Source organism: Citrobacter sp. CF971 (assembly GCF_006385635.1).
GTDB lineage: Bacteria > Pseudomonadota > Gammaproteobacteria > Enterobacterales > Enterobacteriaceae > Citrobacter > Citrobacter freundii.
Genome location: NZ_CP041051.1, coordinates 4,096,231 through 4,111,729, shown reverse-complemented (window position 1 = coordinate 4,111,729; position 15,499 = coordinate 4,096,231). Strand labels below are relative to the sequence as shown.

The 15,499-nt window shown below is 53.7% G+C and carries 15 protein-coding genes; 8 read left to right on the top strand and 7 right to left on the bottom strand.

Features of this window, described 5'->3' with window-relative positions; translation table 11 throughout:
* Positions 1-161 precede the first annotated feature (161 nt).
* Complete coding sequence (gene metK, locus E6P06_RS23380) at positions 162-1,316, bottom strand: methionine adenosyltransferase (protein ID WP_003027071.1); 1,155 nt, start codon at positions 1,314-1,316, stop codon at positions 162-164.
* A gap of 418 nt (positions 1,317-1,734) precedes the next feature.
* On the opposite strand from metK, the gene E6P06_RS28140 reads away from it, so the two are divergent.
* From E6P06_RS28140 to speB, 4 genes are all read left to right on the top strand, one after another.
* On the top strand, positions 1,735-1,872 hold the full coding sequence (locus tag E6P06_RS28140; RefSeq protein WP_305764268.1) for a hypothetical protein: 138 nt from the start codon (positions 1,735-1,737) through the stop codon (positions 1,870-1,872).
* 91 nt (positions 1,873-1,963) lie between these two features.
* The gene (yqgB, locus tag E6P06_RS23375) at positions 1,964-2,095 is read left to right on the top strand and encodes an acid stress response protein YqgB (RefSeq protein ID WP_003027062.1); all 132 of its coding nucleotides are present in this window, start codon (positions 1,964-1,966) and stop codon (positions 2,093-2,095) included.
* An 8-nt stretch (positions 2,096-2,103) separates the two neighbouring features.
* Positions 2,104-4,080, top strand: coding sequence for a biosynthetic arginine decarboxylase (speA, locus tag E6P06_RS23370; RefSeq protein WP_003027059.1), 1,977 nt, complete (start codon positions 2,104-2,106; stop codon positions 4,078-4,080).
* A gap of 237 nt (positions 4,081-4,317) precedes the next feature.
* A complete protein-coding gene (gene speB, locus E6P06_RS23365) occupies positions 4,318-5,238 on the top strand; it encodes an agmatinase (RefSeq protein WP_003027056.1) in 921 nt (306 codons plus the stop codon).
* A gap of 196 nt (positions 5,239-5,434) precedes the next feature.
* Here speB and E6P06_RS23360 read toward each other — a convergent pair whose 3' ends face one another.
* Positions 5,435-6,193, bottom strand: a complete 759-nt coding sequence (locus E6P06_RS23360; RefSeq protein ID WP_003027053.1) for a M48 family metallopeptidase — start codon at positions 6,191-6,193, stop codon at positions 5,435-5,437.
* A gap of 279 nt (positions 6,194-6,472) precedes the next feature.
* Here E6P06_RS23360 and tkt point away from each other — a divergent pair, with 279 nt between their 5' ends.
* Entirely contained in the window at positions 6,473-8,464 is a 1,992-nt protein-coding gene (gene tkt, locus E6P06_RS23350) for a transketolase (RefSeq protein WP_003027049.1), read from the top strand.
* A gap of 59 nt (positions 8,465-8,523) precedes the next feature.
* Here the strand turns inward: tkt and E6P06_RS23345 are convergent, their stop codons facing one another.
* The 5 genes from E6P06_RS23345 to E6P06_RS23325 are packed head-to-tail and all read right to left on the bottom strand — an operon-like array spanning position 8,524 to position 11,569.
* On the bottom strand, positions 8,524-9,174 hold the full coding sequence (locus E6P06_RS23345; protein ID WP_139935781.1) for an ABC transporter ATP-binding protein: 651 nt from the start codon (positions 9,172-9,174) through the stop codon (positions 8,524-8,526).
* Positions 9,168-9,845, bottom strand: a complete 678-nt coding sequence (locus tag E6P06_RS23340) for an ABC transporter ATP-binding protein (protein ID WP_139935780.1) — start codon at positions 9,843-9,845, stop codon at positions 9,168-9,170. Before E6P06_RS23340 ends, E6P06_RS23345 begins: the two co-directional genes overlap by 7 nt.
* A complete protein-coding gene (locus E6P06_RS23335) occupies positions 9,833-10,540 on the bottom strand; it encodes an energy-coupling factor transporter transmembrane component T (RefSeq protein WP_139935779.1) in 708 nt (235 codons plus the stop codon). Before E6P06_RS23335 ends, E6P06_RS23340 begins: the two co-directional genes overlap by 13 nt.
* Positions 10,541-11,119, bottom strand: a complete 579-nt coding sequence (locus E6P06_RS23330; protein ID WP_003027040.1) for an ECF transporter S component — start codon at positions 11,117-11,119, stop codon at positions 10,541-10,543.
* A gap of 24 nt (positions 11,120-11,143) precedes the next feature.
* Positions 11,144-11,569: a PPC domain-containing DNA-binding protein gene (locus E6P06_RS23325; RefSeq protein ID WP_071687450.1), complete on the bottom strand. Its 426-nt coding sequence runs from the start codon at positions 11,567-11,569 to the stop codon at positions 11,144-11,146.
* A gap of 374 nt (positions 11,570-11,943) precedes the next feature.
* Between E6P06_RS23325 and epd the strand changes: the two genes are divergently transcribed.
* The 3 genes from epd (at position 11,944) to fbaA (ending at position 15,343) form a co-directional block, all read left to right on the top strand.
* A complete protein-coding gene (epd, locus tag E6P06_RS23320) occupies positions 11,944-12,972 on the top strand; it encodes an erythrose-4-phosphate dehydrogenase (RefSeq protein WP_139935778.1) in 1,029 nt (342 codons plus the stop codon).
* Positions 12,973-13,011: 39 nt separating this feature from the next.
* Positions 13,012-14,175: a phosphoglycerate kinase gene (gene pgk / locus E6P06_RS23315; RefSeq protein WP_003027032.1), complete on the top strand. Its 1,164-nt coding sequence runs from the start codon at positions 13,012-13,014 to the stop codon at positions 14,173-14,175.
* 88 nt (positions 14,176-14,263) lie between these two features.
* The gene (fbaA, locus tag E6P06_RS23310) at positions 14,264-15,343 is read left to right on the top strand and encodes a class II fructose-bisphosphate aldolase (protein WP_003027029.1); all 1,080 of its coding nucleotides are present in this window, start codon (positions 14,264-14,266) and stop codon (positions 15,341-15,343) included.
* Positions 15,344-15,499: the final 156 nt, after the last annotated feature.

The following is a 15,499-nucleotide window of genomic DNA, read 5'->3' as shown; positions in this document are numbered from 1 at the left end:
TGATTCATGTTGGATCGAAATTCTACGATATGTAATCGCTTTCATTTGTTGTTTGCAACAAGGGAGATTAGCGTAGCTTTGGCTATGGGGTATGGAAGAGAAAAGGACATAAAAAAGACCAGCGCGAGGCTGGTCTTCATAAGCGTTGAGCCGTGAGGGAATTACTTCAGACCGGCAGCTTCACGCAGCAGAGCGGCTTTGTCGGTTTTTTCCCATGGGAAATGTTCGCGACCAAAGTGACCGTAAGCAGCGGTTTCTTTGTAAATCGGGTGCAGCAGATCCAGCATCTGAATCAGACCATACGGGCGCAGGTCGAAGAACTCGCGCACCAGCAGGGTCAGTTGCTCAGAAGGCACTTTTTCAGTACCAAACGTTTCCACCATGATAGAGGTCGGTTCAGCCACGCCGATTGCGTAGGAAACCTGAATCTCACAGCGATCAGCCAGACCAGCGGCAACAATGTTTTTCGCGACGTAACGAGCTGCATAGGCTGCGGAACGGTCAACTTTAGACGGATCCTTACCAGAGAATGCACCGCCGCCGTGACGCGCCATGCCGCCGTAGGTATCAACGATGATTTTACGACCTGTCAGTCCACAGTCGCCCATTGGACCGCCGATTACGAAACGACCGGTTGGGTTGATGAAGAACTTGGTCGAAGCAGTCAGCCATTCAGTCGGCAGTACCGGCTTGATGATCTCTTCCATAACGGCTTCTTGCAGCGATTTCTGATCGATGTCTTCAGAGTGCTGAGTCGACAGAACAACCGCATCAATACCGACGATTTTGCCGTCGTCATACTGGAAGGTAACCTGGCTTTTTGCATCCGGACGCAGCCAGGATAAAGTGCCGTTTTTACGCACTTCAGCCTGACGCTGCACCAGACGGTGAGCATAGGTAATTGGAGCTGGCATCAGCACGTCGGTTTCGTTGGTTGCATAACCAAACATCAGACCCTGGTCGCCAGCACCCTGTTCCAGCGGATCGGCGCGGTCAACACCCTGGTTGATGTCCGGAGACTGTTTACCAATTGCGCTCAGTACCGCACAAGAGTTGGCGTCAAAACCCATGTCGGAATGCACATAGCCAATTTCGCGCACCGTGTTGCGGGTGATCTCTTCGATGTCGACCCATGCGCTGGTGGTGATCTCACCGCCAACTAAAACCATACCGGTTTTGACGTAGGTTTCGCAGGCAACGCGTGCTTTCGGATCCTGCTCGAGGATTGCGTCCAGTACGGCGTCAGAGATTTGGTCAGCGATTTTGTCAGGATGCCCTTCTGATACGGACTCGGACGTAAAAAGGTGTTTTGCCATATTTAATTTCACCTAAGGAGAATTTGGTTAGCTCAAACTGTCGAGTGGAATAGCCATGTGTAGAAGATTCTACCATGAGTCTGCAGATGACGGACACTGGCAGTCTGAGTGTTAATCGGTATAGATGGATTAACATCTGGACGGCTATTTTAGGACAGTTCTTCGCCTGATTTCCAGCTTTTTTTGATTGAGGTCGCATTGTACTGAAAATGTAACTGGAAATTTTTCCTGACGGTGCTGGCAATGCGCGCATTTATCTTTTGCTTTTTGACTTCCTTATGGGTATAAAACGCGGCGCGCGGCTCATACAAAAGCACACGACGTTTTCATCGTGTTGCCACTTCCAGCCGGGTTAAGACTTTAGCTTTGGCTTGTGGGTTCGTTCCGTAAGGAGCAACCGTGGAGGTGATACGAGATAATGAACCGTTGTATTCTGCTGAATCTGTCGCACCGTTCTGGTGTACATATGTTCCCCACAATCTGCATCTTGCATACCTGCCGATGTTATACCCATCTCGGCGCTTCTCAGGACTCCAGGGCCGGTAACGGTCACTAAGAACTGAACAAGGGCGCTCTTGGTAAACAAGAGTTTTCTCGTGGTTTCGCCGAACCGTCAGCATTAAGTTCGGTTACGTGTTTACATTGATATGAAAAAGAAACCGGTCGCACAGTCGGAGCGTCAGCACTATCTGCTGCAAATTCTGCCTGTATTTGGGTTGTTATCGCGTCTTCGGATTGCGATAGTAGTCAACTGTTTTACACTTGTTAATAAAATTTGAGGTTCGCTATGTCTGACGACATTTCTTTGGGTTCGCCTTCGTCAGCAGGCGAACACGGTGTACTACGCTCCATGCAGGAGGTTGCAATGAGTTCCCAGGAAGCCAGCAAGATGCTGCGTACTTACAATATTGCCTGGTGGGGTAATAACTACTACGACGTCAATGAACTGGGCCACATCAGCGTGTGCCCGGATCCGGACGTACCCGAAGCGCGCGTTGACCTTGCTGAGTTGGTGAAAGCCCGTGAAGCGCAGGGCCAGCGTCTGCCTGCATTGTTCTGCTTCCCGCAGATCCTGCAACATCGTTTGCGTTCGATTAACGCCGCGTTTAAACGCGCCCGTGAATCCTACGGCTACAACGGTGACTATTTCCTCGTTTACCCGATCAAGGTCAACCAGCATCGTCGCGTGATTGAATCGCTGATCCACTCCGGCGAACCGCTGGGGCTGGAAGCTGGTTCCAAAGCTGAATTGATGGCCGTTCTGGCCCATGCCGGAATGACCCGTAGCGTGATCGTGTGTAACGGTTATAAAGACCGCGAATATATCCGTCTGGCGCTGATTGGCGAGAAGATGGGCCATAAGGTCTATCTGGTCATCGAGAAGATGTCTGAAATCGCTATCGTGCTGGATGAAGCTGAACGGCTGAATGTCGTTCCGCGTCTGGGCGTGCGTGCGCGTCTGGCGTCGCAGGGCTCTGGCAAGTGGCAGTCCTCCGGCGGTGAAAAATCAAAATTCGGCCTGGCGGCAAACCAGGTGCTGCAACTGGTAGAAATTCTGCGCGAGCGTGGTCGTCTGGACAGCATCCAGTTGCTGCACTTCCATCTCGGCTCCCAAATGGCGAACATTCGTGATATCGCCACCGGCGTACGTGAATCGGCGCGTTTCTACGTTGAGCTGCACAAGCTTGGCGTCAATATCCAGTGCTTCGACGTGGGCGGTGGTCTGGGCGTGGATTACGAAGGTACCCGTTCGCAGTCTGACTGTTCCGTAAACTACGGTTTGAACGAATACGCCAACAACATCATCTGGGCTATTGGCGACGCCTGTGAAGAACACGGTCTGCCGCATCCGACGGTAATCACCGAGTCTGGCCGCGCGGTAACCGCGCACCATACCGTGCTGGTATCTAACATTATCGGCGTTGAGCGTAGTGAACACACCGAAGCTACACCTCCGGCTGACGATGCGCCACGTGCCCTGCAAAGCATGTGGGAAACCTGGCAAGAGATGCATGAACCGGGAACCCGTCGTTCGCTGCGTGAATGGCTGCACGACAGCCAGATGGATCTGCACGATATTCACGTTGGGTACTCTTCAGGCACCTTTAGCCTGCAGGAGCGTGCGTGGGCAGAGCAGCTGTATCTGAACATGTGCCATGAAGTGCAGAAACAACTCGACCCGAGCAACCGTGCGCACCGTCCGATTATCGACGAGCTGCAGGAGCGTATGGCGGATAAGATTTACGTCAACTTCTCGCTGTTCCAGTCGATGCCGGATGCGTGGGGGATCGATCAGCTGTTCCCGGTAATGCCGCTGGAAGGGTTGAATCAGGTGCCTGAACGCCGCGCGGTGCTGTTGGATATCACCTGTGACTCTGATGGCGCTATCGACCACTACGTTGACGGTGATGGCATTGCGACCACCATGCCGATGCCGGAATACGACCCTGAGAACCCGCCGATGCTGGGCTTCTTTATGGTGGGTGCGTACCAGGAGATCCTCGGCAACATGCACAACTTGTTTGGTGATACCGAAGCGGTTGACGTGTTCGTCTTCCCTGACGGCAGCGTAGAAGTTGAGCTGTCCGACGAAGGGGATACCGTGGCGGATATGCTGCAATACGTGCAGCTGGATCCGAACACCCTGCTGACGCAGTTCCGTGACCAGGTGAAAAACACCGATCTGGACGCTGAGCTGCAACAGCAGTTCCTCGAAGAGTTTGAAGCCGGTCTGTACGGTTATACTTATCTGGAAGATGAGTAACGATAAATGCCAGGTGGCGCTGCGCTTACCGTTCCTACGAAAGTTGGCCGGATAAGGCGAAACCGCCATCCGGCAGTCGGAATCCGCGGGGGCAGCATTTGTGGCACTCACTTGAATCCGTACAAAATAACGGCGATAATTTGCCGTAAATATGCAGTTACCAAATCAATCCCTTCCTCGTCGGGCTTAACGACGCGGAGGGGATTTTTTTTCATCGATTTTTAAAGAGGTCAGTACATGAGCACCTTAGGTCATCAATACGACAACTCCCTGGTTTCTAACGCCTTTGGTTTTTTACGTCTGCCGATGAACTTCATGCCGTACGACAGCGACGCCGACTGGGTGATCACCGGTGTACCGTTTGATATGGCAACGTCTGGTCGTGCGGGCGGGCGTCATGGTCCGGCGGCAATCCGTCAGGTGTCCACCAACCTGGCCTGGGAGCACAACCGATTCCCGTGGAACTTCGATATGCGCGAGCGCCTGAACGTGGTGGACTGCGGCGATCTGGTTTATGCGTTCGGGGATGCGCGTGAAATGAGTGAAAAACTGCAGGCGCATGCTGAGAAGCTGCTGTCTGCCGGTAAGCGCATGCTCTCCTTTGGCGGCGACCACTTCGTCACGCTACCGCTGCTGCGCGCGCACGCTAAGCACTTTGGTAAAATGGCGCTGGTGCACTTTGATGCCCACACCGACACCTACGCGAACGGCTGCGAATTCGACCACGGCACCATGTTCTACACTGCGCCGAACGAAGGTCTGATCGATCCGAATCACTCTGTGCAGATCGGTATTCGTACCGAGTTCGACAAAGACAACGGCTTTACCGTACTGGATGCGTGCCAGGTTAACGACCGCAGCGTTGATGACATTATCGCTCAGGTTAAGCAGATTGTCGGTGATATGCCGGTATACCTGACTTTTGATATCGACTGTCTGGACCCGGCGTTTGCACCAGGAACCGGTACGCCAGTGATCGGCGGTCTGACTTCCGATCGTGCTATTAAACTGGTACGTGGTCTGAAAGATCTGAACATCGTCGGGATGGATGTTGTTGAAGTGGCTCCGGCCTACGATCAGTCAGAGATCACCGCACTGGCGGCGGCAACGTTAGCATTAGAAATGCTCTATATCCAGGCGGCTAAGAAAGGCGAGTAACGGTTTCGGGCTATTTTACTCGCCATTTTGAACCCGGGCAGTGCTCGCCATCCTCACGTACTACGTGTACGCTCCGGTGGCTGCGCGCTGTCCGGTCCCAAACTGGCTTCGCCAATAACGCCCGATCATTGGACTAAATTTGTAATTCTGTAGGCCGGATAAGGCGTTCACGCCGCCATCCGGCACTGTTCGAAGATTATTTGATCCCGTCTGCGCTCATGCGATCGCGAATATGTTGCGCACGTTCTGCGGATGCCGGATGATCGTCAAACATTGAGCTTTGACGTCCTGCTTCCAGTTTTGCCAGTTTCTCAAAACTGGTGGCTAAGCCAGCCGGATTGATCCCACGTTTGCGCAACAGATCATACGAGTAATCATCCGCCTCGGATTCCTGACGCTGGGAGAACTGCGAGTTCACCAGTTTCTCGCCAAGATCGCCCAATTGCGATTGCGACAGGCTGCCGACAATACCGCCAGCGGAAGCCGCAGCTGCGCGCACGGCGTTCGTACCCAGCGCAACCTGCATCCCTTTTTTCACGTGACCCAGCGCAACGTGACCCATTTCGTGGCCGATCACCGCTTCGACTTCGTTGTCGGTCATCATATCCATCAGGCCGCTGTATACGCGGATACAGCCGTTCGCCATGGCAAAGGCATTTACATCTTTCGCCATATAGACTTTGTAGTTCACCGGCTGGCCGTTAATGTTATCGCCAAGCGCGGCGGCGATTTTGCCAAGACGCGTTGCATACTCGCTGCCAGCCGGGGCGATGGTAGCTTTGCTGTCCATATCCTTACAGGCCTGATCGCTCAGCGCTTTTACCTGCGCATCGCTCAGACTGTAGGCCTGAAAAGCCTCTGCGCCTGAGGAAAGCAGTCCGTTTGAGTCCATGTTCTGGCAGCCGGTCAATGCCGCCGCCATGCTCGTAGCAAGCAGTAAAGCGCGAATTTTCATTTTTTCTCTTCCGCACAAAGTCAGGATTATTCTAAAAAATGCGTCGTTTGCAGGTGAACCGACGCTCGGCATAAGTATAAAGAAAAGAACAATAAGCGGGCGAGAAGATTGCGCAACTTGCGCGCATGATCCAGAGATTTCTGAAGCGGTAAAAGGATGCTCCATGTACATGACACGCGGCTTGGGTTACATTGTTGGCACTTTTTTCCGGCGTAGCCCAAAACGCGCTGTCGTCAAGTCGTTTAGGGCGTGGCCTTCATTATCCGATCTGGAGTCAAAATGTCCTCACGTAAAGAGCTTGCCAATGCTATTCGTGCGCTGAGCATGGACGCAGTACAGAAAGCCAAATCCGGTCACCCGGGTGCCCCGATGGGTATGGCTGACATTGCCGAAGTCCTGTGGCGTGATTTCCTGAACCACAACCCGACTAACCCGTCCTGGGCTGACCGTGACCGTTTCGTGCTGTCTAACGGCCACGGTTCAATGCTGATTTACAGCCTGCTGCACCTCACCGGCTATGATCTGCCGATGTCCGAGCTGCAGAACTTCCGTCAGCTGCACTCCAAAACGCCGGGTCACCCGGAAGTGGGTTACACCGCGGGTGTTGAAACCACGACCGGTCCTTTGGGTCAGGGCATTGCGAATGCAGTGGGTATGGCTATCGCTGAAAAAACGCTGGCGGCGCAGTTTAACCGTCCTGGTCACGACATCGTTGACCACTTCACCTATGCTTTCATGGGCGACGGCTGCATGATGGAAGGTATCTCTCACGAGGTATGTTCCCTGGCCGGTACGCTGAAACTGGGTAAACTGGTTGCGTTCTACGATGACAACGGCATCTCTATCGATGGCCACGTTGAAGGCTGGTTCACCGATGACACCGCGAAGCGTTTCGAAGCTTACGGTTGGCACGTGATTCGTGGTGTAGATGGTCACGATGCTGACGCGATTAAACGCGCTGTTGAAGAAGCACGCGCAGTGACCGACAAACCGTCCCTGCTGATGTGCAAAACCATCATCGGTTTCGGTTCTCCGAACAAAGCCGGTACCCACGACTCTCACGGTGCACCGCTGGGCGATGCAGAAATCGCACTGACCCGTGAACAGCTGGGCTGGAAATACGCGCCGTTCGAAATCCCGTCTGAAATCTACGCGCAGTGGGATGCGAAAGAAGCCGGCCAGGCAAAAGAAGCCGCATGGAACGAGAAGTTCGCTGCTTATGCCAAAGCTTTCCCGCAGGAAGCTGCTGAATTCACCCGTCGTATGAAAGGTGAAATGCCGTCTGACTTCGACGCAAAAGCCAACGAGTTCATTGCTAAGCTGCAGGCTAACCCTGCGAAAATCGCCAGCCGTAAAGCGTCTCAGAACGCGATTGAAGCCTTCGGTCCTCTGCTGCCTGAATTCCTCGGCGGCTCTGCTGACCTGGCACCGTCTAACCTGACTCTGTGGTCTGGTTCTAAGGCCATCAACGAAGATACTGCCGGTAACTACATCCATTACGGTGTACGTGAATTCGGTATGACCGCGATTGCCAACGGTATTTCCCTGCATGGTGGTTTCCTGCCGTACACCTCCACCTTCCTGATGTTCGTGGAATATGCCCGTAACGCGGTGCGTATGGCTGCGCTGATGAAACAGCGTCAGGTGATGGTCTATACTCACGACTCCATCGGTCTGGGTGAAGATGGCCCGACTCACCAGCCGGTAGAGCAGGTTGCTTCTCTGCGTGTGACCCCGAACATGAGCACATGGCGTCCGTGTGACCAGGTTGAATCCGCAGTAGCATGGAAATACGGTGTTGAGCGTCAGGACGGCCCGACCGCGCTGATCCTCTCCCGTCAGAACCTGGCGCAGCAGGAACGTACTGCAGAGCAACTGGCGAACATCGCTCGCGGTGGCTACGTGCTGAAAGATTGCGCGGGTCAGCCGGAGTTGATCTTCATCGCCACCGGTTCTGAAGTTGAACTTGCCGTGGCTGCCTGGGACAAACTGACCGCTGAAGGCGTGAAAGCGCGCGTGGTTTCCATGCCGTCTACCGATGCATTCGACAAGCAGGATGCGGCTTACCGTGAATCCGTACTGCCGAAAGCCGTCTCTGCTCGCGTCGCTATCGAAGCTGGCATTGCTGACTACTGGTTCAAATACGTTGGCCTGAACGGCGCTATTGTCGGTATGACTACCTTTGGTGAGTCTGCACCGGCAGAACTGCTGTTTGAAGAATTCGGCTTCACAGTAGACAACGTGGTCGCGAAAGCAAAAGAACTGCTGTAATTTCGATTACAGGTGAAAACGGGTCGCTCAGGCGGCCCGTTTTTTGCTTCTCAGGGGAGTTACGTGCGTAGCTGACCTGCTTCAAGACGTACTATGCGCGAAAAATGGCGCTGCGTAAATGCAACGTCATGACTGATCGCTACAATGCTGGCGCCACGCGTACGACACACTGCCAGCCAGTTTTCGAAGACGCCAAGCCAGTGTGCATCAAAGTCCCGGCTGGGCTCATCCAGCAGTAGAATAGCGGGTTTGAGGGCTTCCAGACTGGCGACGGCAACCATACGTCGTTGTGCAGTATGTAGATCGAGCGGGTGCGAGTCGGCGACATCCTCTAACTGACATAATTGCAGCGCCGCCGTCGTGCGTTGCGCAATTTCAGTCGCCGGAAGCTTCTGTAGCCGTAATCCGAAGGCCACTTCCTCTGCAACCTTGCTGTGAAAGATTTGATTCTCCGCTTCCTGAAACAGTACGCCGAGCACCCTGGCGCGCTCCCGGTTTTTCAGTTGCGCAATCGCACGATTTTGAACGGTTATTGTGCCGGATGAGGGCGTCAGTAGCCCGGCCATGATGCGCAACAGCGTGGATTTTCCTGCGCCATTATCGCCCGTTAGCGCCAGCCATTCCCCCTCCTGGAGTTCCAGCGAAATATTGCGTAAACAGTCATCGGCGGCGTTCGGCCAGCGATAGCTGATCTGGTTTAGCGTCAGCATAGTGATGACAATGCTCCGTCGCGCAGCTGCCATGCCTGCTGGCAGTAGCTGAGAAAAGGTGAAGGGTTGCGTTCGAAAAGTATCACCAAAGCATGCTGTTCCTGTGCCCACTGTTGCAGTCGCGCCAGCAGCATTGCCGTGGCTTGCGCCGTCAGGCGACTGAACGCTTCATCCAGAATCAATATTTTCGGCTGCATGGCGAGTGCGCTGGCAATGACTACCCGCTGGGTTTCCCCGCCGGAAAGGGTGCCGGGATGACGATGGCGCAGAGGCTGACATTCCGTCAGCGTAAGGGCGGCATCTATGCGCTGCATAATTTCAGTCTCGGTAAGGCAGAGATTTTCCGGGCCAAACGCCACTTCTTCCTCCACGCTGAAAGTACAACCTGAAAGCTGCAGGTAAGGTGACTGCTGCACAAGCTGGATGGTACTCGACTGCTCGACCAGCGATAGTTGCCCGATGGGATTATCCAGTAGCGTGCCTGTGCCCTCAATTTCTCCCGGAAGGAAGTCGGGGTACCAGCCAGCCATCAGCTGTGCCAGCGTACTTTTCCCGCTGCCGTTCTCACCAAAAATAGCCACCATACCAGGCTTGGCGTAATGGAAATCGTAACAGGCGGATGGCCGCATAGCGTGCGTCGGAATATAGCGAAACTGCTCTAACGTAACCATATCCAGATTCCTGTCTCAACTGCCATCAGAACCACCATACCGTAGCGGGCCAGACGTTGTAAGGTGCTGTCTGGTGGCGCCCACAGCGTGGTGCGAGTGCGATGCAGGCGAAATCCCCGCATATCGAGCGCTGCACCGCGAACGGCCAAGTCATTGAGCGCGTTATGGGTGAGCGGCACAATTAATGCCGGCATAGCGCGTAAACGTTGGTACCAGGACTCATCCAGCGGTACGCCGCGTGCGCGCTGAGCCTCGTGAATAATCGCCAATTGGTGTTTGAGCTGTTCAACCACCAGCAGCGGGCCTGCGAACAGATAGGCAACGCCTGGCGGCAGGCGAGAAGCAAACAGGGCGCGCATAAAGCGCGCAACCGGCACGTACTGCATCCACATCTGCGATGTCGACACAATGGCGAGGATCCGTAGCCAGAGCGTAACGGCATCGACCCAGCGTTCTGGTGTGCGCGGCTGCCCGCTAATCCACTCGGTAAGCCATCCGCCGTGTACCAGCCATAGCCCCAGTCCTAAGGGGATCATCAGCCAGAGTACGTATTTCGCCCGCGACCGCGTAGCCTTCATACATAGCAAACCGACAAACGTCGCGGCGCTATACAAGCTGAGCGGCACTCCGGTTGGCAGCAGGAGCGTGGAGCAGGCGGCAAGCGCCCACAGAGTTAACGACGTAAACGGATGCATTTAGCGCACGGCAGACATCGTAGGGAAATGGCGCGTGGTGCGCAGCGGAAGCTGTCGCAGCAGCACCCAGACGATGATTGCCGTGAGGATTTTATCGACCAGATTTGCACCGATGACGGTGATGGCGACGGACTCCACCAGGTTCTGACCGACCGAGTGCATCCAGGCGACAAAAAGATCCGCGCCGCTGCCAGTGACACCGCCGAACAGAGTCGTGCGAATCGGCACGGCAACGAGGGTCACGGCAAGCGTGATAATTACGCCGCTGACCACGACTTTGGGTAAGGTGCGAAACCATCCCGCCCGTGCCAGCCAACCGGCGACCAGTCCAATAACCATGGCAACGGGCGCAAAGGCGGCGGCGATCGGATCGGTCAGCAACCCCCACAACAGGTTAGTGAGTAATCCGGTTAGCATCCCCACAACCGGACCTAACAGCACCGCGCTGATCAACGTGCCAATCGAGTCGAGAAAAATAGGTAATTTCAACATGCTGATAAGCTGCCCACCGACCATGTTGATGGCGATAGCAATGACAATAAGAACCAGAGACTGGCTGGAAAATTGGCGACGCGCCATAAAAGACCTCGTATAAGTGAAGCGTTAGCGGGATGAAATAACCAGTTCGTCATAACCGGAAACGGCGCAGGGCTGACGGCTGAATGCCAGAGACGTCAACTCGCCAATCACCAGTTCCAGCGTGGTTCGCACGGTACAGCCCGGCATCATGTGTCCGCCCAGCATCGTGCCGTGTGGGTCAGCAACCGCCAGATGAAGATGCTCGCCGGTAAGTTCCAGCGTGCCGTTCAGAGAGATAATTTCCCACGTACCCGTAAGTAATGTGGTTTCTTCACGTCCGGCGAAGCGCAGAGAAATGTTGGTCAAACTGCCGGTGCAACCCGCTATCCAGGCTGCCTGTAGTTGATGCTGCTGGATAAAAGCGTGTAGCGCTGAAAAGACTTCCTGGCCCGGTAATAAACGCAGCGCATGAAAGCGAGCTTCAGATGGTTGGGGATAGAATGTTGCCATAGTTGAGGGACTCCGAGACTCGGACGTTGCGCTGATAATATAGACGCGGGTTAGGGAGCTTTCTGATATAAATCAGGATTTGTGACATGGCAACGAAATAATCTTGCTACGGTTATTCGTAATTCTGGAATATGGAATAAAAGTCGCGTTGAAGGACGTTAAAATGTGACGTAAGTCAGATAACTGTGTTCTGTTGCTGGACAATCATTCCTTTTATTCCGCGTTTCGCTTATTCTAGCTGAAGCGTTTCAGTCGATTAAATGTTCGACAATTAACCAATTAGTCGCAGTTTGCGACAGGTAAGGTTTCCCTGAGCGATTTGCTGCATTACTCTGTCTGCCACATCGTTTCTGAGAAATCCTTGCAGGAGACCTATGACCGTACGCGTAGCGATTAATGGTTTCGGTCGCATCGGACGCAACGTGGTTCGTGCTTTGTATGAATCCGGGCGTCGGGCGGAAATCACCGTGGTGGCAATCAACGAACTGGCGGATGCTGCAGGCATGGCGCATTTGTTGAAATATGACACCAGCCATGGGCGTTTTGCCTGGGATGTTCGTCAGGAACGAAACCAGCTCATCGTTGGCGATGACGCGATCCGCATTCTGCATGAGCGAACGCTCGATGCGCTTCCGTGGCGCGAACTGGGTGTCGACGTTGTGCTGGATTGTACTGGGGTTTTCGGCAGTCGCGAACACGGCGAGGCGCATATTGCCGCCGGCGCAAAGAAAGTGCTCTTTTCACATCCTGGTAGTCACGACATCGACGCAACCGTTGTGTTTGGCGTTAATCAGGATCAGTTGCGCGCTGAGCACCGGATCGTTTCCAATGCCTCCTGCACCACGAATTGCATAATACCCGTCATTAAATTGCTGGATGATGCTTACGGCATTGAGTCTGGTACCGTCACCACGATCCACTCCGCGATGCACGATCAGCAGGTTATTGATGCTTATCATCCTGACCTGCGTCGCACGCGAGCGGCCAGCCAGTCGATCATTCCGGTTGATACCAAACTGGCGGCGGGCATCACGCGAATTTTCCCGCAGTTTAACGATCGTTTTGAAGCGATAGCGGTGCGTGTACCGACCATAAATGTGACGGCGATCGACTTAAGCGTGACGGTGAAAAAACCAGTAAAAGCCAGTGAAGTCAACCAGTTGCTGCAAAAAGCAGCACAAGGTGCATTTCATGGTATAGTTGACTATACGGAATTACCGTTGGTCTCAGTAGATTTTAACCACGACCCGCACAGCGCCATCGTTGATGGTACGCAAACGCGCGTGAGTGGCGCTCACCTGATCAAAACGCTGGTCTGGTGTGATAATGAATGGGGCTTTGCTAACCGTATGCTCGATACGACGTTAGCGATGGCTGCTATTGGTTTCAGGCTCGACGCTTGAGCGTCGACAAAACTTTATGAATCAACGAGAGGATTCACCATGTCTGTAATTAAGATGACCGATCTGGATCTGGCTGGTAAACGCGTTTTTATCCGTGCGGACCTGAACGTACCAGTTAAAGAAGGGAAAGTAACCAGCGATGCGCGTATCCGTGCTTCCCTGCCAACCATCGAACTGGCCCTGAAACAGGGTGCTAAAGTGATGGTAACTTCCCACCTGGGTCGTCCTACCGAAGGCGAGTACAACGAAGAATTCTCTCTGCTGCCGGTTGTTAACTACCTGAAAGACAAACTGTCTGCTCCGGTTCGCCTGGTAAAAGATTACCTGGACGGCGTTGAAGTCGCTGCCGGTGAACTGGTTGTTCTGGAAAACGTTCGCTTTAACAAAGGCGAGAAGAAAGACGACGAAGCGCTGTCCAAAAAATATGCTGCTCTGTGCGACGTATTCGTTATGGACGCTTTCGGTACTGCTCACCGTGCGCAGGCGTCTACTCACGGTATCGGTAAATTCGCCGATGTCGCTTGTGCAGGTCCGCTGCTCGCTGCCGAGCTGGATGCACTGGGTAAAGCACTGAAAGAACCTGCTCGTCCGATGGTTGCTATCGTTGGTGGTTCTAAAGTTTCTACCAAACTGACCGTTCTTGATTCTCTGTCAAAAATCGCTGACCAGCTGATTGTTGGCGGTGGTATCGCGAACACCTTCGTTGCTGCTCAAGGTCACAATGTGGGTAAATCCCTGTACGAAGCTGACCTGGTTGACGAAGCTAAGCGTCTGCTGACCACTTGCGACATCCCGGTTCCGACCGACGTTCGCGTAGCGACTGAATTCTCTGAAACCGCACCGGCTACCCTGAAATCCGTTAGCGATGTAAAAGAAGACGAGCAGATCCTGGATATCGGCGACGCTTCTGCACAGCAGCTGGCTGACATCCTGAAGAATGCGAAAACCATTCTGTGGAACGGCCCGGTTGGCGTGTTCGAATTCCCGAACTTCCGCAAAGGTACTGAAATCGTTGCTAATGCCATCGCAGACAGCGAAGCATTCTCTATCGCAGGCGGCGGTGACACCCTGGCAGCAATCGACCTGTTCGGCATTGCTGACAAAATCTCCTACATCTCTACTGGCGGCGGCGCGTTCCTCGAATTCGTGGAAGGCAAAGTACTGCCAGCAGTAGCCATGCTCGAAGAGCGTGCTAAAAAGTAAGAATTTAATGGGCAGGGAAACCTGCCCTTATTTTAGCGCGCTTTAGGGCGCGCGCCCTTTCCAAGGCCGAAGATACAGGACTCGTAAAATGTCTAAAATTTTTGATTTCGTAAAACCAGGCGTAATCACTGGTGATGACGTACAGAAAGTTTTCCAGGTAGCTAAAGAAAACAACTTTGCTCTGCCAGCTGTTAACTGCGTGGGTACCGACTCCATCAACGCCGTTTTGGAAACTGCTGCAAAAGTTAAAGCGCCGGTAATCGTACAATTCTCCAACGGTGGTGCTTCTTTCATCGCGGGTAAAGGCGTGAAGTCCGACGTTCCTCAGGGCGCTGCAATCCTGGGTGCTATCTCTGGCGCGCATCACGTTCACCAGATGGCTGAACACTACGGTGTTCCGGTTATCCTGCACACTGACCACTGCGCGAAGAAACTGCTGCCGTGGATCGACGGTCTGCTGGACGCGGGTGAAAAACACTTCGCAGCAACCGGCAAACCGCTGTTCTCTTCTCACATGATCGACCTGTCTGAAGAGTCTCTGGAAGAGAACATCGAAATCTGCTCCAAATACCTGGCGCGCATGTCCAAAATGGGCATGACTCTGGAAATCGAACTGGGTTGCACCGGTGGCGAAGAAGACGGTGTGGACAACAGCCACATGGACGCTTCTGCACTGTACACCCAGCCGGAAGACGTTGATTACGCATACACCGAGCTGAGCAAAATCAGCCCGCGTTTCACCATCGCAGCTTCCTTCGGTAACGTACACGGCGTTTACAAGCCGGGTAACGTCGTTCTGACCCCGACCATCCTGCGCGACTCTCAGGACTATGTTTCTAAGAAACATAACCTGCCGCACAACAGCCTGAACTTCGTCTTCCACGGCGGTTCCGGTTCTACTGCTCAGGAAATCAAAGACTCCGTAAGCTACGGCGTAGTGAAAATGAACATCGACACCGATACCCAATGGGCTACCTGGGAAGGCGTTCTGAACTACTACAAAGCAAACGAAGCTTACCTGCAGGGCCAGTTGGGTAACCCGAAAGGCGAAGATCAGCCGAACAAGAAATACTACGATCCGCGCGTATGGCTGCGTGCTGGTCAGGCAACCATGATCACCCGTCTGGAACAGGCTTTCAAAGAACTGAACGCGGTTGACGTTCTGTAATTTACGCCGTTCCACGTGACATGAGGCCCGCAAATGCGGGCCTTTTTTATTGCTATGTCAACGCTCTGCTGGCAGAGAATTCTGTGATCTGTTTGGCAAAATCCAGGTTTATTGTTTACCCTTGTCAGGTTGCCAGTCCCGTCAGGGCGGCTTTAT

What these genes read in the sequence shown, in the direction of transcription:
- E6P06_RS28140 (WP_305764268.1), top strand. Translation starts at nt 1,735, where the DNA reads ATGAACCGTTGTATTCTGCTGAATCTGTCGCACCGTTCTGGTGTACAT.
- E6P06_RS23335 (WP_139935779.1), bottom strand. Translation starts at nt 10,540, where the DNA reads ATGCATCCGTTTACGTCGTTAACTCTGTGGGCGCTTGCCGCCTGCTCC.
- E6P06_RS23330 (WP_003027040.1), bottom strand. Translation starts at nt 11,119, where the DNA reads ATGGCGCGTCGCCAATTTTCCAGCCAGTCTCTGGTTCTTATTGTCATT.
- epd (WP_139935778.1), top strand. Translation starts at nt 11,944, where the DNA reads ATGACCGTACGCGTAGCGATTAATGGTTTCGGTCGCATCGGACGCAAC.
- yqgB (WP_003027062.1), top strand. Translation starts at nt 1,964, where the DNA reads ATGAAAAAGAAACCGGTCGCACAGTCGGAGCGTCAGCACTATCTGCTG.
- E6P06_RS23345 (WP_139935781.1), bottom strand. Translation starts at nt 9,174, where the DNA reads ATGCTGACGCTAAACCAGATCAGCTATCGCTGGCCGAACGCCGCCGAT.
- speB (WP_003027056.1), top strand. Translation starts at nt 4,318, where the DNA reads ATGAGCACCTTAGGTCATCAATACGACAACTCCCTGGTTTCTAACGCC.
- E6P06_RS23340 (WP_139935780.1), bottom strand. Translation starts at nt 9,845, where the DNA reads ATGGTTACGTTAGAGCAGTTTCGCTATATTCCGACGCACGCTATGCGG.
- E6P06_RS23360 (WP_003027053.1), bottom strand. Translation starts at nt 6,193, where the DNA reads ATGAAAATTCGCGCTTTACTGCTTGCTACGAGCATGGCGGCGGCATTG.
- fbaA (WP_003027029.1), top strand. Translation starts at nt 14,264, where the DNA reads ATGTCTAAAATTTTTGATTTCGTAAAACCAGGCGTAATCACTGGTGAT.
- metK (WP_003027071.1), bottom strand. Translation starts at nt 1,316, where the DNA reads ATGGCAAAACACCTTTTTACGTCCGAGTCCGTATCAGAAGGGCATCCT.
- E6P06_RS23325 (WP_071687450.1), bottom strand. Translation starts at nt 11,569, where the DNA reads ATGGCAACATTCTATCCCCAACCATCTGAAGCTCGCTTTCATGCGCTG.
- speA (WP_003027059.1), top strand. Translation starts at nt 2,104, where the DNA reads ATGTCTGACGACATTTCTTTGGGTTCGCCTTCGTCAGCAGGCGAACAC.
- pgk (WP_003027032.1), top strand. Translation starts at nt 13,012, where the DNA reads ATGTCTGTAATTAAGATGACCGATCTGGATCTGGCTGGTAAACGCGTT.
- tkt (WP_003027049.1), top strand. Translation starts at nt 6,473, where the DNA reads ATGTCCTCACGTAAAGAGCTTGCCAATGCTATTCGTGCGCTGAGCATG.